The following is a 20174-nucleotide window of genomic DNA, read 5'->3' as shown; positions in this document are numbered from 1 at the left end:
ACAGCCGGCGGTGGGCCTCGACTGCGGTGATCTGCAACCGGTCCCGCAGGAACTCACCGCTCTTGCGGTACCCGTCATCCAGGACCGGGGAATCCGCGGCGGCGGCTTCCTTGCGGGTACGGTCCACGGCGGCCGCGCCGACGAGCTGCAGGTATTCCACCGCCCGGGCGAGCTCTTCGACCCCGGCGGCGTACTCCGCGGCCTCGGCGAAGCCGAACAGCGCTGCATCCCTGACCGCCGTCGCGCACACCTCCCGCAACTGCCCCAGCACACTCCCCGGCGACGGAACCCGGCCGGCAGCATCACCGGCCCGGGTGGCCGGAGAGAAGGCGAGAGCTGCGCTGGTTCCCATGAATCAATCCTGCCGCGGACCTACGACAGTATTACCCCCACCGGAACAGCCGACGCCCTCTTCGCGCGGCGGCGGCACGGACCGGGCCAGCGACGGACCCCGCCGAACATCACCACCCGGCCGGCTGGCCGGAGAAAAGGTGACCGCTGCACTGGTTCCCATGAACCAATCCTGCCGTGGACCTACGACATTATTGCTCACACCGGAACGGCCGGCGCCTTCTTCCGTCGCGGGCGGCACGGGCCGGACCACGGACAACCGCCGGACATCATCAAGCGCCCGGGTGGCCGGAGAGAAGGCGAGAGCTGCACTGGTTCCCATAAAGTCATCTTTCCAGGGACCTACGACATAAATCGCGACAACAGAACAGCCGGCAAGATCACGGTCCAGGAGCGGTACAGCCCACGCTCTGGACACCCGCGGCGCAGAATCCCCCGGCCTGCTGGTGGGACAGAAGGTGACCCCTGCACTGGTTCCCCATGAACCGATCCAAGCAGGAGGGTCAGACACATTTTGAAACAGCTCACACGCGACCCGGATCCGCCAGACGACGGCATGACAGACTAGCCAGATGGACAGCTCAGCCTCCCCGCAGCCAGCCCAACAGAACCCCGCTGAAAATCTGTCGGCCGCAAGCTCAAAGCCGGAAAAGCAGGAAACGCCAGCCCGCAACCCGTACCTCGAGCCCCGCCGGCCGCTCGGCCCGCGGGACCCCGGCGATGCCTGGGTGGAAGGCGAACACGGCCGCTTCTGGGGCCGCTTCGGCTCCGCGGGACTGCTCGTCCATGATGCTGCCAAGGGCGTGCTGCTGCAGCACCGCGCCACTTGGAGCGACCAGGGCGGGACGTGGGGACTCCCCGGCGGCGCCCTGCATCAGGGTGAGGACGCCGTCAACGGCGCGCTCCGGGAGGCCAAAGAGGAGGCCGCGGTCCCGCCCGGATCCGTTCGCGTGCTGTTCACCTCGGTATTCGACGTCGGGTACTGGTCCTACACGACCGTGGCTGCCCAAGTCATCGAGCCTTTCGAACCGGCCATTAGCGACCCGGAAAGCCTTGACTTGCAGTGGGTCAGCCTCGAGGGTGTGGGCGACAAAGAGCTCCACCCGGGGTTTGCGGCCGCGTGGCCCGCGTTGCGTCGCAGGCTTCAGGCTCCCAGCGAAAATGACCACCGCGATAGTGACGCCGGCGGCAAGTCAGGCATGTCGGGCAAGTCAGGCAATTCAGGCAAGTAGCACCGGCAACGACGACGGCGGCGCCACGTGGCGCTAACGCCACCGACTCCGCCGTCGAACGAATGCTTAGGCCGTGAGGCCGGCCGGTAAGAGGCTCAGCCGATCACAGCAGGGTGTCCCCGCAGAACCGGCCAGCGCTCAGGACCGGCCAGCGCTCAGTATCGGCCCGGGACCTCGAAGGCGGCCAGTATCCTGGCCAAATCCTGCTGCAGCGTGGTCCAGCCCTCCAAGTCCTCGGGAAGCGCGTCGCGCTCGATCTGATGCGCAGTCGCCAGCGCCGCACTGCCCGATGTCGTCAGGGCCACGGAGAACTGGCGGCGGTCGCGCCGGTCCTTGGTTCGCGTGACGAGGCCCGCCTCCTCGAGCCGGCCAAGCACCTTTCCCAGGGACTGGCTCTGGACCGCGATCCGGCGCGCCAGCTGCTCCTGGTTCAATGGTCCCCCGGCCAAGCCTTGAAGGGCGATCACGGCGGCATGAGTCAGGCCCAGCGCGGCCAAGGCCTGGTCCTTGCGCCGCTCTACCACCCGCGCGGCCATGGACAAAAGCTGATCCGTCCGCCACTTCTTAGTGTCTGGATTGGTATCCGGATTAGTGTCGGGGCCCTGGCTCATCCGCGGCACCCGGCCCGGCGCCCCTTGCCTGCTCTTCTCGGTTCCCATGTTGCTCGGGGAACGGCGTTCACAATGCTCATGATGCCTCCCTCGCTCCGGTGGACAAACGTCGGTGCGCGGCTATCACCATCCGCACTCCGGTCCTACAATAAGCATGCTTACTATGCATTTGGCAAGTTTGCTTACTATTGGACGCCGCCGGGGCACGACCAATGGCCCCTCGTCGGGGCTAGATGGCTTGGGCGGAAGGCTTTGTCAGGCCCGCTTGGGGGCGGGACGGCGGCGGTAGAGCCAGATGAGGCCAAGGATCGGCAGCAGCAGCGGGATGAAGCCGTAGCCGCGTCCAAACAAGGACCAAACCGTCTCGTGCGGGAAGTTGACAGCATCAAAGAGGCTGAGCGCTCCGACTACCAAGACACCGATCAGCTCGACCAGCACGGCGGTCACGGACACCTTGAACCAGGTCCGGCCGGCCTTCGCGAGGGACACGGTCGCCACAATGTAGACGACGGCGGCGAAGGCGGACAGCAGGTAGGCAAGCGGTGCCTCGGAGAACTTGGTGACGATCTGGTACCCGGCCCGGGCGGTTGCCGAGAGCGCGAACACAGCGTAGACGGCAATCAGCAGCCGGCCGGGGCCGGTGTTGCGGGTATCCTTCGACGCCTGGCGGGCGGCGCCGGTGGCGGTTTCGGTCGGCTGCCCGGCGGCGGTTTCGGTCGGGGTCCCGGCGGAGGTCCCGCCTGCGGTCCCGGCGTCGCCGCCAGTGTCCTGCTGTGAAGCCGTCATGTTCTTCTTTGCCTCTTCCACGTCAGTACCAGATCTGGTTCATTCGGGCCGCCATCACCAGCGCGGTGACGCCGACAGCCGCCAGCACGAAATTGCTCCACCGCGTGCGTTCCAGGATGGCCCAGTACACCGCGCCGACCGGCAGCATCAGTGCCGTGACAAGGTAACCCCAAAACTCCCAGGGCTCCCCCGCGATGCGCTCCCCCGACGCGACCCGGACAATCGATCCCACCAGATAGACCAGCAGGGACAATTCGACGGCGGCCACCGAGAGGATCGTCGCATCGTTCGGGGCCTTCTTCAGGATGCCGGCACCGACGCAAAGGAGGGTGGAGAGCAGCCCCACGACCAGGATGATGTAGAAATACGCGTCCACGGCTAGCCCGCCGGCTCTGCGGAGGAAGGCTTCACGGCGGCAGTCTTCCCGGCGGCCGGTTTTTCATTGTCCGGCGCGAAGACCAGCACGGGCTTGGCATAACTTCCGGCGTCGGCCAGCAGCGCCACGAGCGAGCCGTCGGGCGCGAACGCGGCCGCAGGCTTCTCCGGCGTTGCGGCATCCGGCGTGCCGGCAGCGGCACCCGCCGCGATCCTGCGGCCGAAGGACAGTTCCGTCGTTTCTTCCGCGGTCAGCTCCCGGTTGGGCATCAGCGCCCGGGCTGCCTGCGACATCTCCAGGACGTCCAATTCCTCGGCCAGCTGCTCCAGGGTGCGCGCCTGCTCCAGGCTGTAGGGGCCCACCTGGGTCCGGCGCAGGGCGGTGAGGTGGCCGCCAACACCGAGGGCCTCGCCGAGATCCCGGGCGAGGGCACGGATGTACGTGCCGGAGGAACACTCCACGGTCACGTCCAAGTCCAGGGCTTCGCCGTCCTGCGTGCGGCGGAGTTCGTGGATGTCGAAGCGGTGGATCGTCACAGGCCGTGCGGCGAGCTTGACATCTTCGCCGGAGCGGACGCGGGCGTAGGCACGTTCGCCGTTGACCTTGATGGCACTGACGCTGCTGGGAACCTGCTGGATCTCGCCGGTCAGGGCGGCGACGCCGGCCCGGACGCCTTCCTCGGTGACCGCGGCGGCACTGCGGGTAGCGGTGACCTCACCTTCGGCGTCGTCCGTGACGGTCGACTCGCCAAGGCGGATGGTGGCGGTGTAGGTCTTGGAGGTCCCCACTATGTAGGTCAGCAGGCGGGTCGCCTTGTTGATGCCGAGCACCAGCACCCCGGTTGCCATGGGGTCCAGGGTTCCGGCGTGGCCCACCTTTCGGGTACCGGCGATCCGCCGCATCCGTCCAACCACATCGTGGCTGGTCCAGCCTTGCGGCTTGTCCACTATTACCAGTCCAGAAAGCACGCCTCCCAGTATATCCGCGCCGGGACGGCCCCCGGCGCGGACGCCCGGGCCTGGCCGCCGACCACGGCTAGGATGGCAGACATGCCCGAGCTTGCAGCCCACGTCCGCGACGTTCCCGTCAACCAGATCCGCGAAATCACCGAGGCCGCCTGGCACACCCCCGGCGCGATCGTGCTGAGCATCGGCGAGCCGGGCTTCGCGCTCCCCCGGCACATCCTCGAGGCTGGGATGGCCTGCCTGGACCGGGACGAGACCAACTACACCCCCAACGCCGGCATTCCGGCGCTGCGGGAAGCCTTCGCGGCGCGGTTCCGCGAGCACAATGCGACGCCGGTCGGCGCCGAACGGGTGTACGTCGTCGACGGCGCGCAGCAGGGCCTGCACTTCGCCATGACCTTGCTGCTCTCCCCCGGCGACGAGATCCTGATCCCTAATCCGGGCTACCCGACGTTTGCGATGACGTCCAGCCTGCTGCATGCCGTTCCGGTCGAATACCCGCTCTACCCGGACCACGACTTCCAGCCGCGGATCGAAGACATCGAGGCGCTGATCACGCCGCGGACCAAGGTCCTGATCCTCAATTCCCCGTCCAACCCGCTCGGGGCCGTGCTGGGCGAGGAACTCACCCGCAGCCTGGTGGAGCTGGCCCGGCGGCACGATCTCTGGATCATCTCGGACGAGTGCTACGAGGCCTTCACCTACGACGTCCCGCACGTCAGCCCGGCCCGCTTCGACAGCGATGTTCCCGGTGAGGCCCGGGTGTTCACCTCCCTGACCCTGTCCAAGACCTACGGGCTTACCGGGCTGCGGATCGGCGCGCTAATCTGCCCGCCGGGGATCGAGCAGCAAATGAACAACGTGATGGAGGCGATCGTTTCCTGCGTCGCGTCGCCCTCGCAATATGCCGCGCTGGCAGCCCTGACCGGCCCGCAGGACTACGTCAGCCACGCCCACGCGCACTACCGGGCCAACCGGGACGCCGCCTCCGCCGTGCTGGAGTCCAAGAGCATCCCGTTCCTCACCGCGCAGGGCGCCTTCTACCTCTGGGCCGACGTCTCGCATGTCAGCGGCGGCGACGTACGGGCCTGGGTGCGCCGCTTCCTCGCAGACTCCGGGGTGTCCTTCGCCCCGGGCACCGCATTCGGCTCAATCGGCGAAGGCTGGATCCGGATTGCCCTGTGCGGCAGCCAGGCGGAGCTCGTGGAGGGCCTGGGCCGGCTTCCCGCCCGCGACCGGGCCGTCTAGTCCTACCGCCCGGGCGCGCCAGGCAGTAGCCTGACCAAACGCGGGTGCGGGCGGATTCACGGCGGGTGCGCGGCTGGCCTGGGAGGAGGACCTGATGTGGTGGCAGGACTTGTTGTGGGGCATCTGGAACGGGCTCACGGCCTGGATTGTGCTGATCGCCCACGTCTTCGGGGCCTGGCGGGAGTTCCCGTTCTACAACATGGGGCGGGCGGGCAACTGGTATGACTTCGGCTTCCTGCTGGGGATGGGCTCCCCGCTGCTGGGCGGCCTGGGCGCCCGACGGCGGCGCTGAGGCAGCGACGCCGGCGGATCCGGATCAGGGTAACCGGCTCAAAGCCGGATTTCGTCTTCCGGCAACGGCAGCGGCGCCGGCGCCGCGGTGAAGGACATCTTGACGATGAAGTGCCCCTCGGAGCAGTTCCTCGCGATGATGGCCCCCGCTTCGCCGGCCAGCTTCACCCCGAATTGAAGTTCCAGATGTTCGGGGGCGAGCTCCCTCATCACGTCTGCAGCGGCCCTGGCTGCCGGCCTCACCGCGGCAAGGGCGTCTTCAAGCCGCCGGCCGGCGTCGAGGATGCCGAGTTCGTTGCGGGCCGGCCGTTCGACGCCGAAGCTGCCTTCCTCGACCTCCACCAGCACCGTTCCCGACCCGACCTCGTAGCGCAGGATTTCGGTCATTGCTTGCTCCCTTCGGGCCGGGCTGCCAGCGCACCGTCCAGCCAGCTGCGCAGGGCGGCGGCCGGCGGGGCTCCCGCCTGCCGTGCCACGACCTTGCCATTGGCGATCAGCAGCATGGTGGGAATCGCCTGCACATCGAAGCGCCGGGACAGCTCCGGGGACTTGTCCACATCCACCTTGACGAGCTTGACCCGGCCGGCCCGTTCCTGCGCCAGTTTGTCCAGCACCGGGCTGACCATCCGGCACGGGCCGCACCACGCCGCCCAGAAGTCGACGAGGGCGGGCACCGGGGACTGCTCCGCGACGGCGGCAAAGTCGGCGTCGCCGGCCTCGACAATCCATGGCAGGTCCCGGCGGCACTTTCCGCAGCGCGGGTGCCCGGCCGCCACGGAAGGTATGCGGTTTGTCGTGCCGCACTGGGGGCACTTGAGCAGCGCCGTAGTCACGGCCGGTCGCCGCCGTTCCACTCGCCCGCAGTCATGCCTCCATGGGACGCTCGGGCCAGGACCGGGCATAGAGTCCAAAGTCCCCCGGAGCCCCGGCAGACACAGAACTGGCCGGGCCCGTTTCCGGGTCCGGCCAGTTCTGGCGGTGCTGGGTTTACTTGTTGCTGTCCTCGTCGACCTCGCCGCCGGCGCTGAGGTCAGTATCCTCTTCGTCGAAGTCGTCTTCGTCGAGCTCGACGTCCTCAGGGATGTCGCTCTTGTACGGATCGGCGTCGCCAGCGTGCTTGGCGCTGGCAGCCAGGGCCGCAACCTCGGCGTCGCGCTTCTTGGCTTCGCGCAGCAGTTCCTCGAGGTTCGAGGCCACCACGGGGATCTGGTCGGCCACGAATTCCAGCGTCGGCGTCAACCGGACGGTGATGTTCCGGCCGACTTCCTGGCGCAGCACACCCTTCGCCTTCTCCAGCCCCTTGGCAGCGTCGGCCTGGGCCACCTCGTCGCCGAAGACGGTGTAGTAGACGGTCGCATGCTGCAGATCATTGGTCACACGCGCGTCGGTCACCGTGACGCCTTCCAACCGGGGATCCTTCACCCTCCGGCCCAAAGCCTCAGCGACGACAACCTTAATCCGCTGCGCCAACTTGGCAGCCCGTGCGGGATCAGCCATTTCCACTCCTAAAAAAATTGGATGTACGACGGCGCCTGTTGGGCGGGGTCGCTCGTTTCAGTTTTCTGCCACGCACTACGGTGAGTCAACGACGGACTCCCGTTGGAATCTTTCCGGCGGCCTGGGAGTGGCATCGGGCCTGCCGAAGCTGGGCGGCAATGGATCGCAGATCCATTGCCGCCCAGCGTAGGGGCGGGGCCGCCGGAAAGATTCCGACGGCCCCACCCTCGAAGCAACACCTTAGACGCGCGGCTTTTCGCGCATCTCGAAGGTCTCGATGATGTCACCTTCGTTGATGTCGTTGTACGAGCCAAGACCGATACCACACTCGAAGTCCGCGCGGACCTCGGTGGCGTCGTCCTTGAAGCGCTTGAGCGTCTCAACGGTGAGGTTGTCGCCGATGATCTTGCCGTCGCGGGTGATACGGGCCTTCGCGTTGCGCCGGATAACACCGGAGCGGACGATCGAGCCTGCAATGTTGCCGAACTTGGAAGAACGGAACACTTCGCGGACCTCGGCGGTACCAAGCTGGACCTCTTCGTACTCCGGCTTGAGCATGCCCTTGAGGGCTGCTTCGATGTCATCGATTGCTGCGTAGATGACGGAGTAGAAGCGCATGTCCACGCCTTCGCGGTCTGCCAGTTCGGCAACCCGCTCGGCGGGCTTGACGTTGAAGCCGATGATGACGGCGGAGTCGACCGTTGCCAGGTTGACGTCGTTCTGCGTGATCGCACCGACACCGCGGTGGATAACGCGGAGCTGGACACCCTCGCCGACGTCGATCTTGAGCAGCGCGTCCTCAAGGGCTTCAACCGCACCGGACACGTCACCCTTGAGGATGAGGTTGAGGGTGTCGATCTTGCCTTCGGCGACGGCCTGGTCGAAGTCTTCCAGGCTGATGCGCTTGCGGCGCTTGGCCAGGGCGGCGTTGCGGTCTGCGGCTTCACGCTTCTCGGCGATCTGGCGGGCGGTGCGCTCGTCAGCGGTCACGAAGAAGGTGTCACCGGCGCGCGGGACGTTGGACAGACCCAGCACCTGCACGGGGCGGGACGGGCCGGCCTCGGTCAGCGCACTGCCGTCGTCGTCGAACATGGCGCGGACGCGGCCGTGGGCCGTGCCTGCCACGATCGTGTCGCCGACGTGCAGCGTACCGGACTGGACCAGGACGGTGGCCACGGAACCGCGGCCCTTGTCCAGGTTGGCTTCGATCGCGATACCGCGGGCGTCCTTGTTCGGGTTGGCGCGCATGTCCAGAGCAGCGTCCGCGGTGAGCAGGACTGCCTCGAGCAGCTCGTCGATGTTGAGGTTCTGGCGGGCAGAGACCTCCACGAACATGGTGTCGCCACCGTACTCTTCCGGAACCAGGCCGTACTCGGTCAGCTGGCCGCGGACCTTGTCCGGGTTGGCGCCTTCCTTGTCGATCTTGTTCACGGCCACGACGATCGGCACGTTGGCCGCCTGGGCGTGGTTGAGTGCTTCAACGGTCTGCGGCATAACGCCGTCGTCCGCTGCGACCACGAGGATGGCGATGTCGGTGACCTTCGCACCACGGGCACGCATGGCGGTGAACGCCTCGTGGCCCGGGGTATCGATGAAGGTGATCTTGCGATCGGTGCCCTCGTGGTTGTGCGTGACCTGGTACGCACCGATGTGCTGCGTGATGCCGCCGTGCTCGCCCGCCATGACGTCGGACTTGCGGATGGCATCGAGCAGCCGGGTCTTACCGTGGTCAACGTGACCCATGACGGTGACTACCGGAGGACGTGCCTCAAGGTCCTCGTCGCCTTCGGCTTCCAGCTCTGCTTCGAAGTCAATGTCGAAGCCGGAGAGCAGCTCGCGCTCTTCGTCCTCCGGCGAGACGACCTGAAGCTTGTAGCCAAGCTCCTCGCCCAGCAGGGCAAAGGTTTCCTCGTCCAGCGACTGCGTGGCCGTGGCCATTTCGCCGAGGTGGAAGAGGACCGTCACCAGTGCGGCGGGGTTTGCCTCGATCTTGTCGGCGAAGTCCGTGATGGACGAGCCGCGGCGGAGCCGGACAACGGTGTTGCCGTCGCCGCGGGGTACGCTCACGCCACCCAGCGACGGGGCACTCATCTGCTCGAGTTCCTGGCGCTTGGCACGCTTCGACTTGCGCTGCTTGCCGCGGCCTGCGCCGCCCTTGCCAAAGGCACCCTGGGTGCCACCGCGACCGCGGCCACCCTTGCCGAAGCCACCGCCGGCCGGAGCGCCGCCGCCGGCACCGGGAGCACCGGTTCCGGGAGCGCCACCCGGGCGGCCCGGGCCACGGCCGCCGCCACCGGGACGGCCGGCACCAGCAGGTGCGGGACGTTCGGTGCGGTTAGGCATCATGCCGGGAGTCGGACGGTTTCCGCCGGCTCCGGGACGGGCGCCGGGAGCGCCGGCCGGACGCGGAGCGCCCGGACGTGCACCGGCAGCGCCGGCCGGACGGGGTGCGCCCGGACGGGGACCACCAGCGCCTGCTGCCGGACGGGGGCCGCCGGGGCGTTCGCCCTCGGTGCGGCTTCCGCCCGGACGCGGCATGCCCTGGGAAGGAGCGAACGGGTTGTTGCCCGGACGGGCGGTGCGTTCGTTGTCGCCGCCGCGGCCGCGGGGCATGCCCTGGGACGTGGCGAACGGGTTGTTGCCGGGACGGGGTCCGCCCGGACGCGGCGCCGAGCCGCCCTGGCGTGCCGGAGCAGCCGGGGTTTCAGCCTTCGGTGCCGGACGTGCGCCGGGCTTGGCGCCGGCGGAAGGAGCCGCCGGGGCCTCAGCAGCCGGAGCGGCGGCGGGGGCCGCGGCTGCGGGCGCCTCGGCCGGAGCCGAGGGAGCCGACGGAGCCGGGGCTTCAGTCTTGGTTTCAGCAGCCTTCGGCGCGGCCGGAGCCGGCGCGGGAGCCGGTCGTGTCGCTGCGGGGCTGGCCTTGGGGGCGGACGCGGGCGCTTCGGACTTCGGAGCGGCAGGCGCGTCGGGGTAGGCGTTGCGGAGTTTCCGCACAACGGGGGCCTCAATGGTGGAAGAGGCGGAGCGAACGAATTCGCCCAGTTCCTGCAGTTTGGTTACTGCATCTTTGGAAGTAATACCGAGCTCTTTAGCAAGCTCATGTACGCGGACCTTGGCCACATTTCTCCTGTCTCGGTCCGCACCGAGCCAGGCACGAACCGTCTACTTCTTACTGCGGGCCTCCGCCGCGATTGCAGCTGAAAGGCCCATTGCAGAGCGCAACAAAGTTGTCATCGTTGCGCACTCATCGCTGGGAACTCATCGGGTTTCCATCAGTTTTCTGACCCGCTTTCAGGTTGGACGGTTGTTGCTGCGGCCACCGGAGTGTCCACTGCTTGCGTGCCTGCCATGATCCGGCGTTCGACGTCGGCGGTTCCGGCAGCGCCATTGAGGGCGCGTCCGAACGCTCGACGTTTGACCGCCAGTGCCAGGCACTTTTCGCTGGGGTGCAGCCATGCACCCCGGCCAGCCATCCGGCGTCGTTCATCCACCACGACAGCGGTTGAACCGCTGGCGTCGGCGACGAGCCGGACTAACTCCGACCGCGGACCCTTCTTCCGGCATCCAATGCAGGTGCGCTGCGGCTGATTCCCGAGGTGTTGCACTTCTGCCACTACGAGTATCTTCCTGCCGGTACGCATCTGCCGGCCTCCGGCTCCCGGTCGGAAAACCGGTCGCGTCGAAGGCACGCGGACACCGGCCGTTAGGCGCGGTCATGTCTATTCTAGCCCTCCGGCGCCCGTCGCCCGAAACGGGGGCTACGCGGGCACCCCGGAAGGGCCACGGGTGCGGGTGCCGCGGGACGGCCCCGGAGCGGCGCTATTTGTCGCGGTTCTCCGCTGCGTCGGAGACGATGTCGATCCGCCATCCGGTGAGCTTGGCGGCCAGGCGTGCATTCTGGCCTTCCTTGCCGATGGCCAGGGAGAGCTGGTAGTCCGGGACGACCACGCGGGCGGACCGGGTGGCCTCGTCCGTGATGGTGACCGAATTCACCCGCGACGGCGAGAGCGCGCTGGCGATGAACGAGGCGGGATCGTCGCTGTAGTCGACGATGTCGATCTTTTCGTCGTTCAGCTCGGTCATCACGGCCCGGACACGCGAACCCATTTCGCCGATGCAAGCACCCTTGGCGTTGATGCCCGGGGTGTTGGCCTTCACCGCGATCTTGGTGCGGTGGCCGGCCTCGCGGGCCAGCGCGACGATCTCGACCGAGCGGTCCGCGATCTCCGGGACTTCCAGCTCGAACAGCTTCCGGACCAGCCCGGGGTGGGACCGGGACAGCGTGATGGAGGGACCCTTGGTGCCGCGGTGCACGTCGATCACGAAAGCGCGGAGCCTGTTGCCGTGGGTGTACTTCTCGCCGGGAACCTGCTCGGGCGGCGGCAGCAGCGCCTCCACCGTTCCGAGGTTGACCTGGATCATGTGCGGGTTGTTGCCCTGCTGGATGGTGCCCGCGACGAGTTCGCCCTCGCGGCCCTTGAACTGGCCCAGCACGTTGTCGTCCTCGGCGTCGCGAAGGCGCTGCAGGATGATCTGCCGCGCGGTGCTCGCCGCGATGCGGCCGAAGCCGGCCGGGGTGTCCTCGAACTCGCCGATCGGCGCGCCGTCGTCGTCGATTTCGGTGGCCCAGATGGTCACGTGGCCGCTCTTGCGGTCCAGCTCTGCGCGGGCCTTCTCGAAGGCTCCCGGGGTCTTGTGGTAGGCCACCAGCAGGGCCTGCTCGATGGTCGGAATCAGGAGATCCAGCGGGATTTCGCGCTCACGCTCCAGGAGTCTCAGTGCGCTCATGTCAATATCCATTAGGCCTCCTCGGAAGGTCCATTGTCGTTCTCCAGACCGGCCTCTTCGAGGTGGCTGAACTCTATCTCGACTTTTCCACTACGGATCCTGTCGAAAGGAAGTTTGAGGGGTTCGCCCTGCTTGGGTTTCATCCCCTTTTTGACGGTGAGCTCCGGGATCAGGGTCACGCCGCCGTCGTCCACGGAGTGGATGCGGCCGGTGACGTTGTCGCCCTGGATCACGTTGACCGTGACGAGCCGTCCGCGGGCGCGGTACCAGTGCCGCTCCTCGGTGAGCGGCCGCCCGACGCCGGGCGAGGACACCTCAAGGTCGTAGGGGCGCGAGTCGGTGCTCGGATCGTTGTCCAGGATGTCCGAGAGGGTCTTCGAAATCTCGGCGATGACGTCAAGACTGACGCCGCCGGTCTCCTCCTGCGGCAGGTCCACCACCACGTGCACCACCCGGTTGGCGCCGGCAATGTGGATGGAAACGTCCTCCAGGTACAGCCGGTTCGCGAGGACTGCAGGCTCCAGGAGCGCGTGCAGGCGCTCGGCCTCCAGATTGTGAGCGGGTGCGGCTTCAGCCTTCCCCGTCCCGGTCCGGTCTGTCGAAGTCGTGGCTTCTGCGTTGGTCATGATGCCGCCCGCCTCCCGCTAGATGATGTTGTGTCTACTAGCGTAGCGATATTCCCGGCGACGTGGTGCACCCACTTCCCGACCGGCATGACAACATGGTCTGTTGTGAAAGACGACAGCAGGGAAGAACGGCGGCGGGTCCGGGTTCCCCGGCACCTCCCCCGGCTCGCTCTCCTCGTCTGCCTAGCCCTCGTAGTGGTGAGCCTGGGCATCGCGTTTAGGCCCGGAAATCCGCCGAAACCACCGGAACCACCCTTCTCGGAGCAGGCGCGCGCCGCTGCCCTAGGAGACGCCCTGCAGTTGCGGACCGCCGGCGATCAGCTCGGCGCCGCCCCCACCGGCACCGGCCGCCCCGCCGCGCCGGCGGCCGCCGCGGGAACTGCCGTCGCCCGGACTGTGAGTTTGCTGACAACCCAGGCCCGCGCCCTGTTGCGCCCCGGCCAGACGCCGTCGGCCGCGCCGACAAGGTCGACTACTTCTGCCTCGGCTACTTCTGCGGCGGCTTCTGCAGCCCCGGTCGACGCCGCCGGGCTCGCCGCGGACCTCGCAAAGAGCGGACGGCGGCGGCTCAGCGATGCAGCCGCGGCCGACGGCGGAATGGCCCGGCTGCTGGCTGCCGTCGGGACCGCTCAGCTGCTTCAGTCCTCCGCCCTCGCCGCCGCGGCCGGCGCCCCCGACCCTGCGGCATCGGTGCCCGCGGCGGGGCCGGCCGCACCGGACGCCGCCCCTGCCGGATCCTGCCCCGCTGCCACGGCGTCGCCCTCGGCCGCTCCCGCCAGCAGCAGCCCCGGGGCCGCAGCCGGGAACGCCGAACTGCCGGGCGCCCTGGCGGCCCTGATCAGCACCGAGTTGGAGACCGTTTACGGCTACCAGGTGGCACTGACCCGCCTGGACGGCGCAGCGGCCAGGTCGGCCGCCGGGCAGCTCGCGCGGCACGAAGCGCTGGTCTCCGGGGCGGAATCCCTGAGCCGGTCGCAGTGCGCCCCAATCCCGCCACGGCAACCCGGCTACGCCCTGGACCCCTCATTCCTGGCTTCCCCAGGGCCCGGACTGGCCGCGCTGGAGGCCGCCACGCTGCCCGCCTACGGGGACCTCGTGGCCCTCAGCGACGGCGAGACCCGGAAGTGGGCCATCTCGGGGCTGCTGGGCGCCGCGCGCCGCGCCGCCCTCTGGGGCGCGAACCCGGGACCGGTGCCCGGGCTGGCCGCAGATCCGGCGTCGTTCCCCACCCTCCCCGCGGGCTGACTGCGGCTGACGGCCTGTCCGTGCCCAAGTGTCACCGGGCCGAGTCTCCCCCCGATGACCAAGGTCCGGCTTACCTTGCTTAGCCTTCCAATACTGGCCTGCCGCGCCCGCTGATGATTTGCTGTAGGCATGGAAACCAGCGGCGCAGCAGCCCTTCATGACAACGAGCCCCACCACAACGACATCGCGCACCGCCTCAACTGGCTCCGCGCCGGCGTTCTGGGCGCCAACGACGGCATCGTCTCGGTCGCCGCGATCGTGGTGGGCGTCGCCGGTGTGACCACGGATTCCGGGCCGATCCTCATCGCCGGCGCCGCGGGCGTCGTGGGCGGCGCCATCTCCATGGCCCTGGGCGAATACGTCTCGGTCAGCAGCCAGAAGGACAGCCAGCAGGCGCTGATCGAGAAGGAACGCCGCGAACTGGCCGAACAGCCCGAGGAGGAACTGGCCGAACTCGCCGCCATCTACCAGGGCAAGGGGCTCAGTCCGGAAACCGCCCATACGGTGGCCACTGAACTGACCGCGCACGATGCCCTCGGTGCGCACCTGTCCGCCGAACTGCACATTGACGAGACGGACATCGTCAGCCCCTGGCACGCGGCCTTCGCCTCCGCCACCGCCTTCCTGATCGGCGCCATCCTGCCGATGCTGGCCATCCTGCTGCCGCCGGAAAACATCCGCGTCCCGCTGACCTTCGCGGCCGTACTCGTGGCCCTCGCGGCGACCGGAGCCATCGGAGCCTGGATCGGCGGAGGCTCGAAGCTGAAAGCAGCCGTCCGGGTGGTCATCGGCGGCGCCGCGGCACTGGTGGCGACCTTCCTGATCGGCAGCTGGCTGGGCGCCAGCGGCATTACTACCTAAGCGCCAGCAACTACGCTGGAGGCGATGAGAACGCCAGCAGCCGTCCCGATCCCGCCTGGGCTCACCCGCCGCTACGGCAACAATGCCGAGGGCCGTGCCTGGCTGGCGTCACTCCCCCGGCTGATCGCACGCTGCCTGGAACAATGGCAGCTCGAGCCTGACCTTGCCCCCGGCGCGCTGCCCTGGCACGGCCACGGCGCCGTCGTGATCCCGGTGCACCGCCGCCTTAGCAACAACCGGATGGGACTCCAGCGGCACGGCACAGCTGCGGCCCTGAAGCTTGCCTATCCGCACCAGGAAGCACTGGTCGAACGCCACGCCCTGTCGCTGTGGGGCGGCCACGGCGCCGTCCTGGCCCTTGAATCCGACCCCGACGCAGGCGCGCTGCTACTTGAGCGGCTCGACGCCGAACGCTCGCTGCAGGACGTTCCCCTTGATGCCGCCGCGGACGTCTGGGGCGGCATCGTCCACCAGCTGAGCCTCCCGCCGGACGGCCGGCCGGAGTGGCGCGAGTTCGACCACGTGGCGGCCCGCGCCGAGCAATGGAGCGACGAACTCCCGGAGAGCTGGGAACGGCTGGGCCGGCCCTTCCCGCGCTGGCTGTTGGAGGCCGCCCTGGAGGTCTGCCAGACCCGCGGCGCCGTCGGCCGGCGGTCCGGCACGGATGTGCTGGTGCACACGGATCTGCACTTCCTGAACATCCTCGCCCGAACGGGTGCCCTGGCGGTGCCCGGGGACTTCAAACCCGGGGACTTCAAGGCGATCGACCCGCAGCCCATGATCGGCGAAGCGGAGTTCGCGGTGGCCCCGCTGCTCTGGAACCGCCTGGTCGAGCTGCCCCGGTCCGGCGCCGGCGAAGCCTTGCTGCAGCGTTGCCTGGACTTCAGCTCCGCCGCGGGCCTCGACGGCGAGACCGCCCGGCAATGGGCCCTGGCCCGCGAGGTGGACAACGCCTTGTGGTACGCAGCCAAACGCAACCACGACGGCGACCTGACCCGCTCGCTTTGGGTGGCCAGCACCCTCGCCGGGAACACCCTCGACGGCCTGCCGGGTCCGCAGGAGCTGCCGGCGCCCGGGGACCCCACCCACCAGCCGGGCCAGCCCTAGCGCTGCCCCCGGACCGCCGCCACAGCGTCCCGCACGGCGTCGACGGCGGCTGCCACGTCGTCCTCGTCCGTGCTCCAGTTGCTCACTGAAATCCGCAGGATGTCCCGGTCGTGCCAGCGTGAACCGGACATCCAGACCCGTCCCTCCGCAATGATCCGGGCCGTCACGGCGCGCGTGGTCGCGTCGTCGCCGAAGGCCAGCGAGACCTGGGTGTAGTCCACGTCGTTGAGCACCTCGACGCCGTCCAGCCCGGCGAGCCGCTCCGCCAGTTGGCGGGCATGGCCGACCAGCCCCCGCACCTGGGCGGCGACGCCGTTCCGGCCCAGCGATTTCAGCGCCGCCCAGACCGGCACCCCACGCGCACGGCGGGACAGCTCCGGCACCATTTCGAAGGGATCCGCCGCGCCGTCGGCGTCCTGGATCAGATAGCTAGTGTGCACGCCCATGGCCGCGCGGAGCGCCGCGGCATCCCGAACCACCGCGATGCCGCAGTCGTAGGGGACGTTGAGCGTCTTGTGCGCATCGGTACCCCAAGAATCGGCGTCCTGCAGGCCGTCGGTGAGGGCGGCCAGTTCGGGGACGGCGGCGGCCCACAGTCCGAAGGCTCCGTCCACGTGGACCCAGGCGCCGTGCGCTTTGGCAACGGCGATGGCCTCACGGAACGGGTCGAAGGCGCCCGAATGCAGGTTGCCGGCCTGCAGGCAGACCAGCAGCGGAACCGGCTGCGTGCCGTCCGCCGCGGCGCGGTCCAGGGCGCGGCCGAGTTCCGCCGGGTCGATGCGGCCCTGCCGGTCGGCGGGCACCACCGTGGGCCGACCCAGGCCCAGGTAGCGGAGTCCGAGGTCGATGGTGTCGTGCCGTTCCTGTCCAACGAAGCAGCGGATCCTGGGTGCGCCGGAGAGGCCGTCAGCGTCCAGATCCCAGCCGGCGTCGGCCATCAACCGCCACCGCGCCGCGGCCAGGCCGGTGAAATTGGCCATGGTGGCGCCGGTGGCGAAGCCGACGTCGGAGCCGGCCGGAAGGCCAAGCAGCTCCAGCAACCAGGCACCAGCGGCTTCCTCGATGGCCGCCGTCGCGGGGGTGGCGAAGCGGAGTCCGGCGTTCTGGTCCCAGGCGCTGACCAGCCAGTCCGCGGCCAGCGCGGCGGGCAGTGTCCCGCCGATGACCCAGCCGAAGAAGCGGCCTGAGGGCATCGCCATCAGCCCGGGTTCGGCTTTCGCAGCGAGGTAGTCCACCACCTCTGCGGCCGGTGTGCCGTCCCGGGGCAACGGGCCGCCAAAGTCAGCGGCGAGTCCAGCCGCCGTCGTCCTAGGGCCGACTGGCCGGGTGTCCTGGCTCTCCAGCCACGCGCGGGCATGCCGGGCGGCGGCCGCCAGGGCGTCGCGATAACGCTCTTCGGGTGCTGACATAGCTGCATGCTACGCCCGTGCCCGGGCCCGCGGCAGTCCTGCGCGCCGTTCGGCGCCGGGCCGTCCGGGGCCGGCCGGCCCTACCCGAAGGCGTCCTGCCAGACGTCGGAGCCGAGCTTGAGGATCAGCGCGCCCACGACCACGAGGAAGACGATCCGGATGAACTTGCTACCCCGACTGACGGCGGTCCGGGCGCCGAGGTAGCCGCCGGCCATGTTCGCGGCGCCCAGTACCAGCCCGAGGCCCCACAGCAGCGAACCGTGCGGCAGGAAGAACATCAGCGCACCGGCGTTGGTGGCCATGTTGACGATCTTGGCCTTGGCGCTGGCCTCCAGGAAGGCGTAGCCCATCGCGGACACCAGCGCGATGATCAGGAAGGAACCGGTGCCCGGGCCGATCATGCCGTCGTAGAAGCCGATCACGGCGCCGATCAGGCAGGCCACGACATAGTGCCGGTGGCCGTCGTGCCGCAGCTTGGTCAGCTCCCCCACGTTGGGACGGAACGCGGTGAACAGCGCGACGGCCACCAGCGCCGCCACGATGATCGGCTTGAAGACACTCGCCGGCAGGGTCGCCGCCAGCACCGCCCCGCCGAAGCTGCCGGCCAGGGCGATCACCGCCATCGGCACCGCGGTGCGCAGGTCCGGGCCGACGCGCCGGTAGAAGGTGACCGCGCTCGTAGTGGTGCCGAAGATGGAACCCATCTTGTTCGTCGCCAGTGCCTGCACCGGGCTGATCCCGGGGACCAGCAGCATGACCGGGAGCTGGATCAGCCCGCCGCCGCCCACCACCGCATCGACCCAGCCGGCGGCGAAACCGGCCACCACCACCAGGATGAGCGTGGCGAGCTGGATCGACTCAAGGCCGGAAACCATTCCCTGCAACGCCGGGGCGGGTCAGTTGCTGCGGACGGCGTTGACCACGTAATCAACGGCCTTGTCCACGGCCACGTTCTCGGCGTTGCCGCTGCGGCGGTCCTTGATCTCCACGACGCCGTCCACCAGTCCGCGCCCGACGGCCAGGATGGTCGGGACGCCGACGAGTTCGGCGTCGCCGAACTTGACGCCCGGGGACACCTTGGGCCGGTCGTCGTAGATGACCTCGAGGCCGGCGGCCTCCAGATCGAGGGACAGCTGCTCGGCAGCCGCGAAGATCTCCTCACCGCGGCCCACAGCGACGACGTGGACGTCCGCCGGGGCGACGGCGCGCGGCCAGACCAGGCCCTTGTCATCGTGATTGGACTCGGCCAGCGCGGCCACCGCACGCGTGACGCCGACGCCGTAGGAGCCCATGGTCACGACGACCTGCTTGCCGTTCTGGTCCAGGACCTTCAGGTCCAGCGCCTCGGCGTACTTGCGGCCCAGCTGGAAGATGTGTCCCATCTCGATGCCGCGGGCGGTTTCCAGCGGGCCGGAACCGTCCGGAGCCTCGTCGCCGGCACGCACCTCGGTGCACTCGATCACGCCGTCCCAGCCGAAGTCGCGGCCGGCGACCAGGCCGAAAACATGCTTGCCGGCCTCGTTGGCGCCGGTGACCCAGGCGGTCCCGCGGACCACGCGGGGATCGACGAGATAGAGCAGCTTCGAGGCGGCCTCGGCACCGAGCAGCGGCGCGTCCAGGGACAGGCCGGGGCCGATGTAGCCCTTGACCAGGAGGGCCTGCTTCTTGAGGTCTTCCTCGTTGGCTGCCTCGAGCGTGATCTCGCCGCCGATGGGCAGGAAGGCGCCGATGTTCGCTTCGACGCGCTTGAGGTCCACGCCACGGTCGCCCGGCACGCCGATGACGACGAGCTGGCGCTCACCGGTGGGCAGGGTCACGGCGAGGACCACGTTCTTGAGCGTGTCCGCGGCGGTCCAGGCGCCGCCGTCGGCCTCGCTGCGGGGAGCCAGGGCGTTGGCGGCGTCGACGAGCGTTTCGATCGTCGGCGTGTCCGGAGTGTCGCGGACCTCCGCGGCCGGGGCGTTGCTGAAGTCGATGTCCGCGGGGACCACCGTGGTGACGGCTTCGACATTGGCCGCGTAGCCGCCGGCCGAGCGCACGAAGGTGTCCTCGCCGATCTCGGTGGGGTGCAGGAATTCCTCGCTCTTGGATCCGCCCATGGCGCCGGCCGTGGCCGTGACCGGGACGACCTCCAGGCCGAGGCGCTTGAAGATCTTCAGGTAGGCGCCGCGGTGCGCGGCGTAGCTGGCGTCCAGGCCGGCGTCGTCGACGTCGAAGGAGTAGGAGTCTTTCATGATGAACTCGCGGCCGCGCAGCAGGCCGGCCCGGGGACGGGCCTCGTCGCGGTACTTGTTCTGGATCTGGTAGATGCTCAGCGGCAGGTCCTTGTACGAGGAGTACAGGTCCTTGACCAGCAGGGTGAACATTTCCTCGTGCGTGGGAGCCAGCAGGTAGTCGTTGCCCTTGCGGTCCTTGAGCCGGAAGATGCCCTCGCCGTACTCGGTCCAGCGGTTCGTCGCCTCGTAGGGCTCCTTGGGCAGCAGCGCGGGGAAATGGACTTCCTGGGCGCCGATGGCCGTCATTTCCTCACGGATGATCTGCTCCACCCGGCGCAGCACGCTCAGCCCCAGCGGCAGCCAGGTGTAGATGCCCGGTGCCGCGCGGCGGATGTAGCCGGCCCGGACCAGCAGCCGGTGGCTGGCCACTTCGGCGTCGGCGGGGTCTTCACGCAGGGTGCGCAGGAACAGCTTTGAGAGTCGAAGGACCACTGGGAGGTATCCGTTTCTGAGGAAGTGCGGGGCGGACTGGGTAGGTACGAAAAATGTCCAGAGACTAATCTACCGC

At 68.9% G+C, this 20174-nt stretch carries 20 protein-coding genes and 1 pseudogene; 6 read left to right on the top strand and 15 right to left on the bottom strand.

Annotated features, from left to right (window positions below; translation table 11 throughout):
- Window positions 1-352: pseudogene (locus HNO80_RS12605) on the bottom strand (DUF222 domain-containing protein); the annotation flags it as partial.
- Window positions 353-1079: 727 nt separating this feature from the next.
- Between HNO80_RS12605 and HNO80_RS12600 the strand changes: the two are divergent.
- The gene (locus HNO80_RS12600) at window positions 1080-1583 is read left to right on the top strand and encodes an NUDIX domain-containing protein (protein WP_349627348.1); all 504 of its coding nucleotides are present in this window, start codon (window positions 1080-1082) and stop codon (window positions 1581-1583) included.
- 155 nt (window positions 1584-1738) lie between these two features.
- Here the strand turns inward: HNO80_RS12600 and HNO80_RS12595 are convergent, their stop codons facing one another.
- From HNO80_RS12595 to truB, 4 genes are all read right to left on the bottom strand, one after another.
- Window positions 1739-2119 (bottom strand): MarR family winged helix-turn-helix transcriptional regulator, encoded by a 381-nt coding sequence (locus HNO80_RS12595; RefSeq protein WP_249777326.1) that lies wholly within the window; start codon window positions 2117-2119, stop codon window positions 1739-1741.
- 330 nt (window positions 2120-2449) lie between these two features.
- Complete coding sequence (locus HNO80_RS12590) at window positions 2450-2980, bottom strand: hypothetical protein (protein ID WP_175323191.1); 531 nt, start codon at window positions 2978-2980, stop codon at window positions 2450-2452.
- A 22-nt stretch (window positions 2981-3002) separates the two neighbouring features.
- On the bottom strand, window positions 3003-3356 hold the full coding sequence (locus HNO80_RS12585; RefSeq protein WP_175323190.1) for a hypothetical protein: 354 nt from the start codon (window positions 3354-3356) through the stop codon (window positions 3003-3005).
- 2 nt (window positions 3357-3358) lie between these two features.
- A complete protein-coding gene (truB, locus tag HNO80_RS12580; protein WP_175323189.1) occupies window positions 3359-4324 on the bottom strand; it encodes a tRNA pseudouridine(55) synthase TruB in 966 nt (321 codons plus the stop codon).
- An 81-nt stretch (window positions 4325-4405) separates the two neighbouring features.
- Between truB and HNO80_RS12575 the strand changes: the two genes are divergently transcribed.
- The gene (locus HNO80_RS12575) at window positions 4406-5569 is read left to right on the top strand and encodes a pyridoxal phosphate-dependent aminotransferase (protein WP_175323188.1); all 1164 of its coding nucleotides are present in this window, start codon (window positions 4406-4408) and stop codon (window positions 5567-5569) included.
- Between the two features lie 94 nt (window positions 5570-5663).
- Window positions 5664-5861, top strand: coding sequence for a hypothetical protein (locus HNO80_RS12570; protein ID WP_175323187.1), 198 nt, complete (start codon window positions 5664-5666; stop codon window positions 5859-5861).
- Window positions 5862-5899: 38 nt separating this feature from the next.
- Here HNO80_RS12570 and HNO80_RS12565 read toward each other — a convergent pair whose 3' ends face one another.
- From HNO80_RS12565 to rimP, 7 genes are all read right to left on the bottom strand, one after another.
- On the bottom strand, window positions 5900-6247 hold the full coding sequence (locus HNO80_RS12565) for a CU044_2847 family protein (protein WP_175323186.1): 348 nt from the start codon (window positions 6245-6247) through the stop codon (window positions 5900-5902).
- Complete coding sequence (trxA, locus tag HNO80_RS12560; protein ID WP_175323185.1) at window positions 6244-6693, bottom strand: thioredoxin; 450 nt, start codon at window positions 6691-6693, stop codon at window positions 6244-6246. The genes HNO80_RS12565 and trxA overlap by 4 nt, the downstream gene beginning before the upstream one ends.
- A 154-nt stretch (window positions 6694-6847) precedes the next feature.
- On the bottom strand, window positions 6848-7357 hold the full coding sequence (rbfA, locus tag HNO80_RS12555; RefSeq protein ID WP_175323184.1) for a 30S ribosome-binding factor RbfA: 510 nt from the start codon (window positions 7355-7357) through the stop codon (window positions 6848-6850).
- Between the two features lie 240 nt (window positions 7358-7597).
- Window positions 7598-10474, bottom strand: coding sequence for a translation initiation factor IF-2 (gene infB, locus HNO80_RS12550; RefSeq protein WP_175323183.1), 2877 nt, complete (start codon window positions 10472-10474; stop codon window positions 7598-7600).
- 152 nt (window positions 10475-10626) lie between these two features.
- Entirely contained in the window at window positions 10627-10968 is a 342-nt protein-coding gene (locus HNO80_RS12545) for a YlxR family protein (protein ID WP_502707850.1), read from the bottom strand.
- Window positions 10969-11173: 205 nt separating this feature from the next.
- Window positions 11174-12154: a transcription termination factor NusA gene (gene nusA, locus HNO80_RS12540; protein ID WP_175323181.1), complete on the bottom strand. Its 981-nt coding sequence runs from the start codon at window positions 12152-12154 to the stop codon at window positions 11174-11176.
- Complete coding sequence (gene rimP / locus HNO80_RS12535) at window positions 12154-12768, bottom strand: ribosome maturation factor RimP (RefSeq protein ID WP_175323180.1); 615 nt, start codon at window positions 12766-12768, stop codon at window positions 12154-12156. The genes nusA and rimP overlap by 1 nt, the downstream gene beginning before the upstream one ends.
- Window positions 12769-12873: 105 nt before the next feature.
- On the opposite strand from rimP, the gene HNO80_RS18095 reads away from it, so the two are divergent.
- From HNO80_RS18095 to HNO80_RS12520, 3 genes are all read left to right on the top strand, one after another.
- On the top strand, window positions 12874-14013 hold the full coding sequence (locus HNO80_RS18095) for a ferritin-like domain-containing protein (protein WP_349627347.1): 1140 nt from the start codon (window positions 12874-12876) through the stop codon (window positions 14011-14013).
- 129 nt (window positions 14014-14142) lie between these two features.
- Window positions 14143-14874: a VIT1/CCC1 transporter family protein gene (locus HNO80_RS12525; RefSeq protein ID WP_175323178.1), complete on the top strand. Its 732-nt coding sequence runs from the start codon at window positions 14143-14145 to the stop codon at window positions 14872-14874.
- 24 nt (window positions 14875-14898) lie between these two features.
- Window positions 14899-15981, top strand: a complete 1083-nt coding sequence (locus HNO80_RS12520) for an aminoglycoside phosphotransferase family protein (RefSeq protein ID WP_175323177.1) — start codon at window positions 14899-14901, stop codon at window positions 15979-15981.
- Here HNO80_RS12520 and HNO80_RS12515 read toward each other — a convergent pair.
- The 3 genes from HNO80_RS12515 to HNO80_RS12505 form a co-directional block, all read right to left on the bottom strand.
- Window positions 15978-17390, bottom strand: coding sequence for a pyridoxal phosphate-dependent decarboxylase family protein (locus tag HNO80_RS12515; protein WP_175323176.1), 1413 nt, complete (start codon window positions 17388-17390; stop codon window positions 15978-15980). The genes HNO80_RS12520 and HNO80_RS12515 overlap by 4 nt on opposite strands.
- A gap of 80 nt (window positions 17391-17470) precedes the next feature.
- Complete coding sequence (locus HNO80_RS12510; RefSeq protein ID WP_175323175.1) at window positions 17471-18265, bottom strand: sulfite exporter TauE/SafE family protein; 795 nt, start codon at window positions 18263-18265, stop codon at window positions 17471-17473.
- Window positions 18266-18286: 21 nt separating this feature from the next.
- The gene (locus HNO80_RS12505; RefSeq protein ID WP_175323174.1) at window positions 18287-20098 is read right to left on the bottom strand and encodes a proline--tRNA ligase; all 1812 of its coding nucleotides are present in this window, start codon (window positions 20096-20098) and stop codon (window positions 18287-18289) included.
- Between the last annotated feature and the right edge of the window lie 76 nt (window positions 20099-20174).

It is taken from the genome of Arthrobacter sp. C9C5, from assembly GCF_013359735.1.
Classification (GTDB): domain Bacteria; phylum Actinomycetota; class Actinomycetes; order Actinomycetales; family Micrococcaceae; genus Arthrobacter.
The sequence above is the reverse complement of the archived record's forward strand: the minus strand, read 5'-3'. Positions and strand labels throughout refer to the sequence as shown.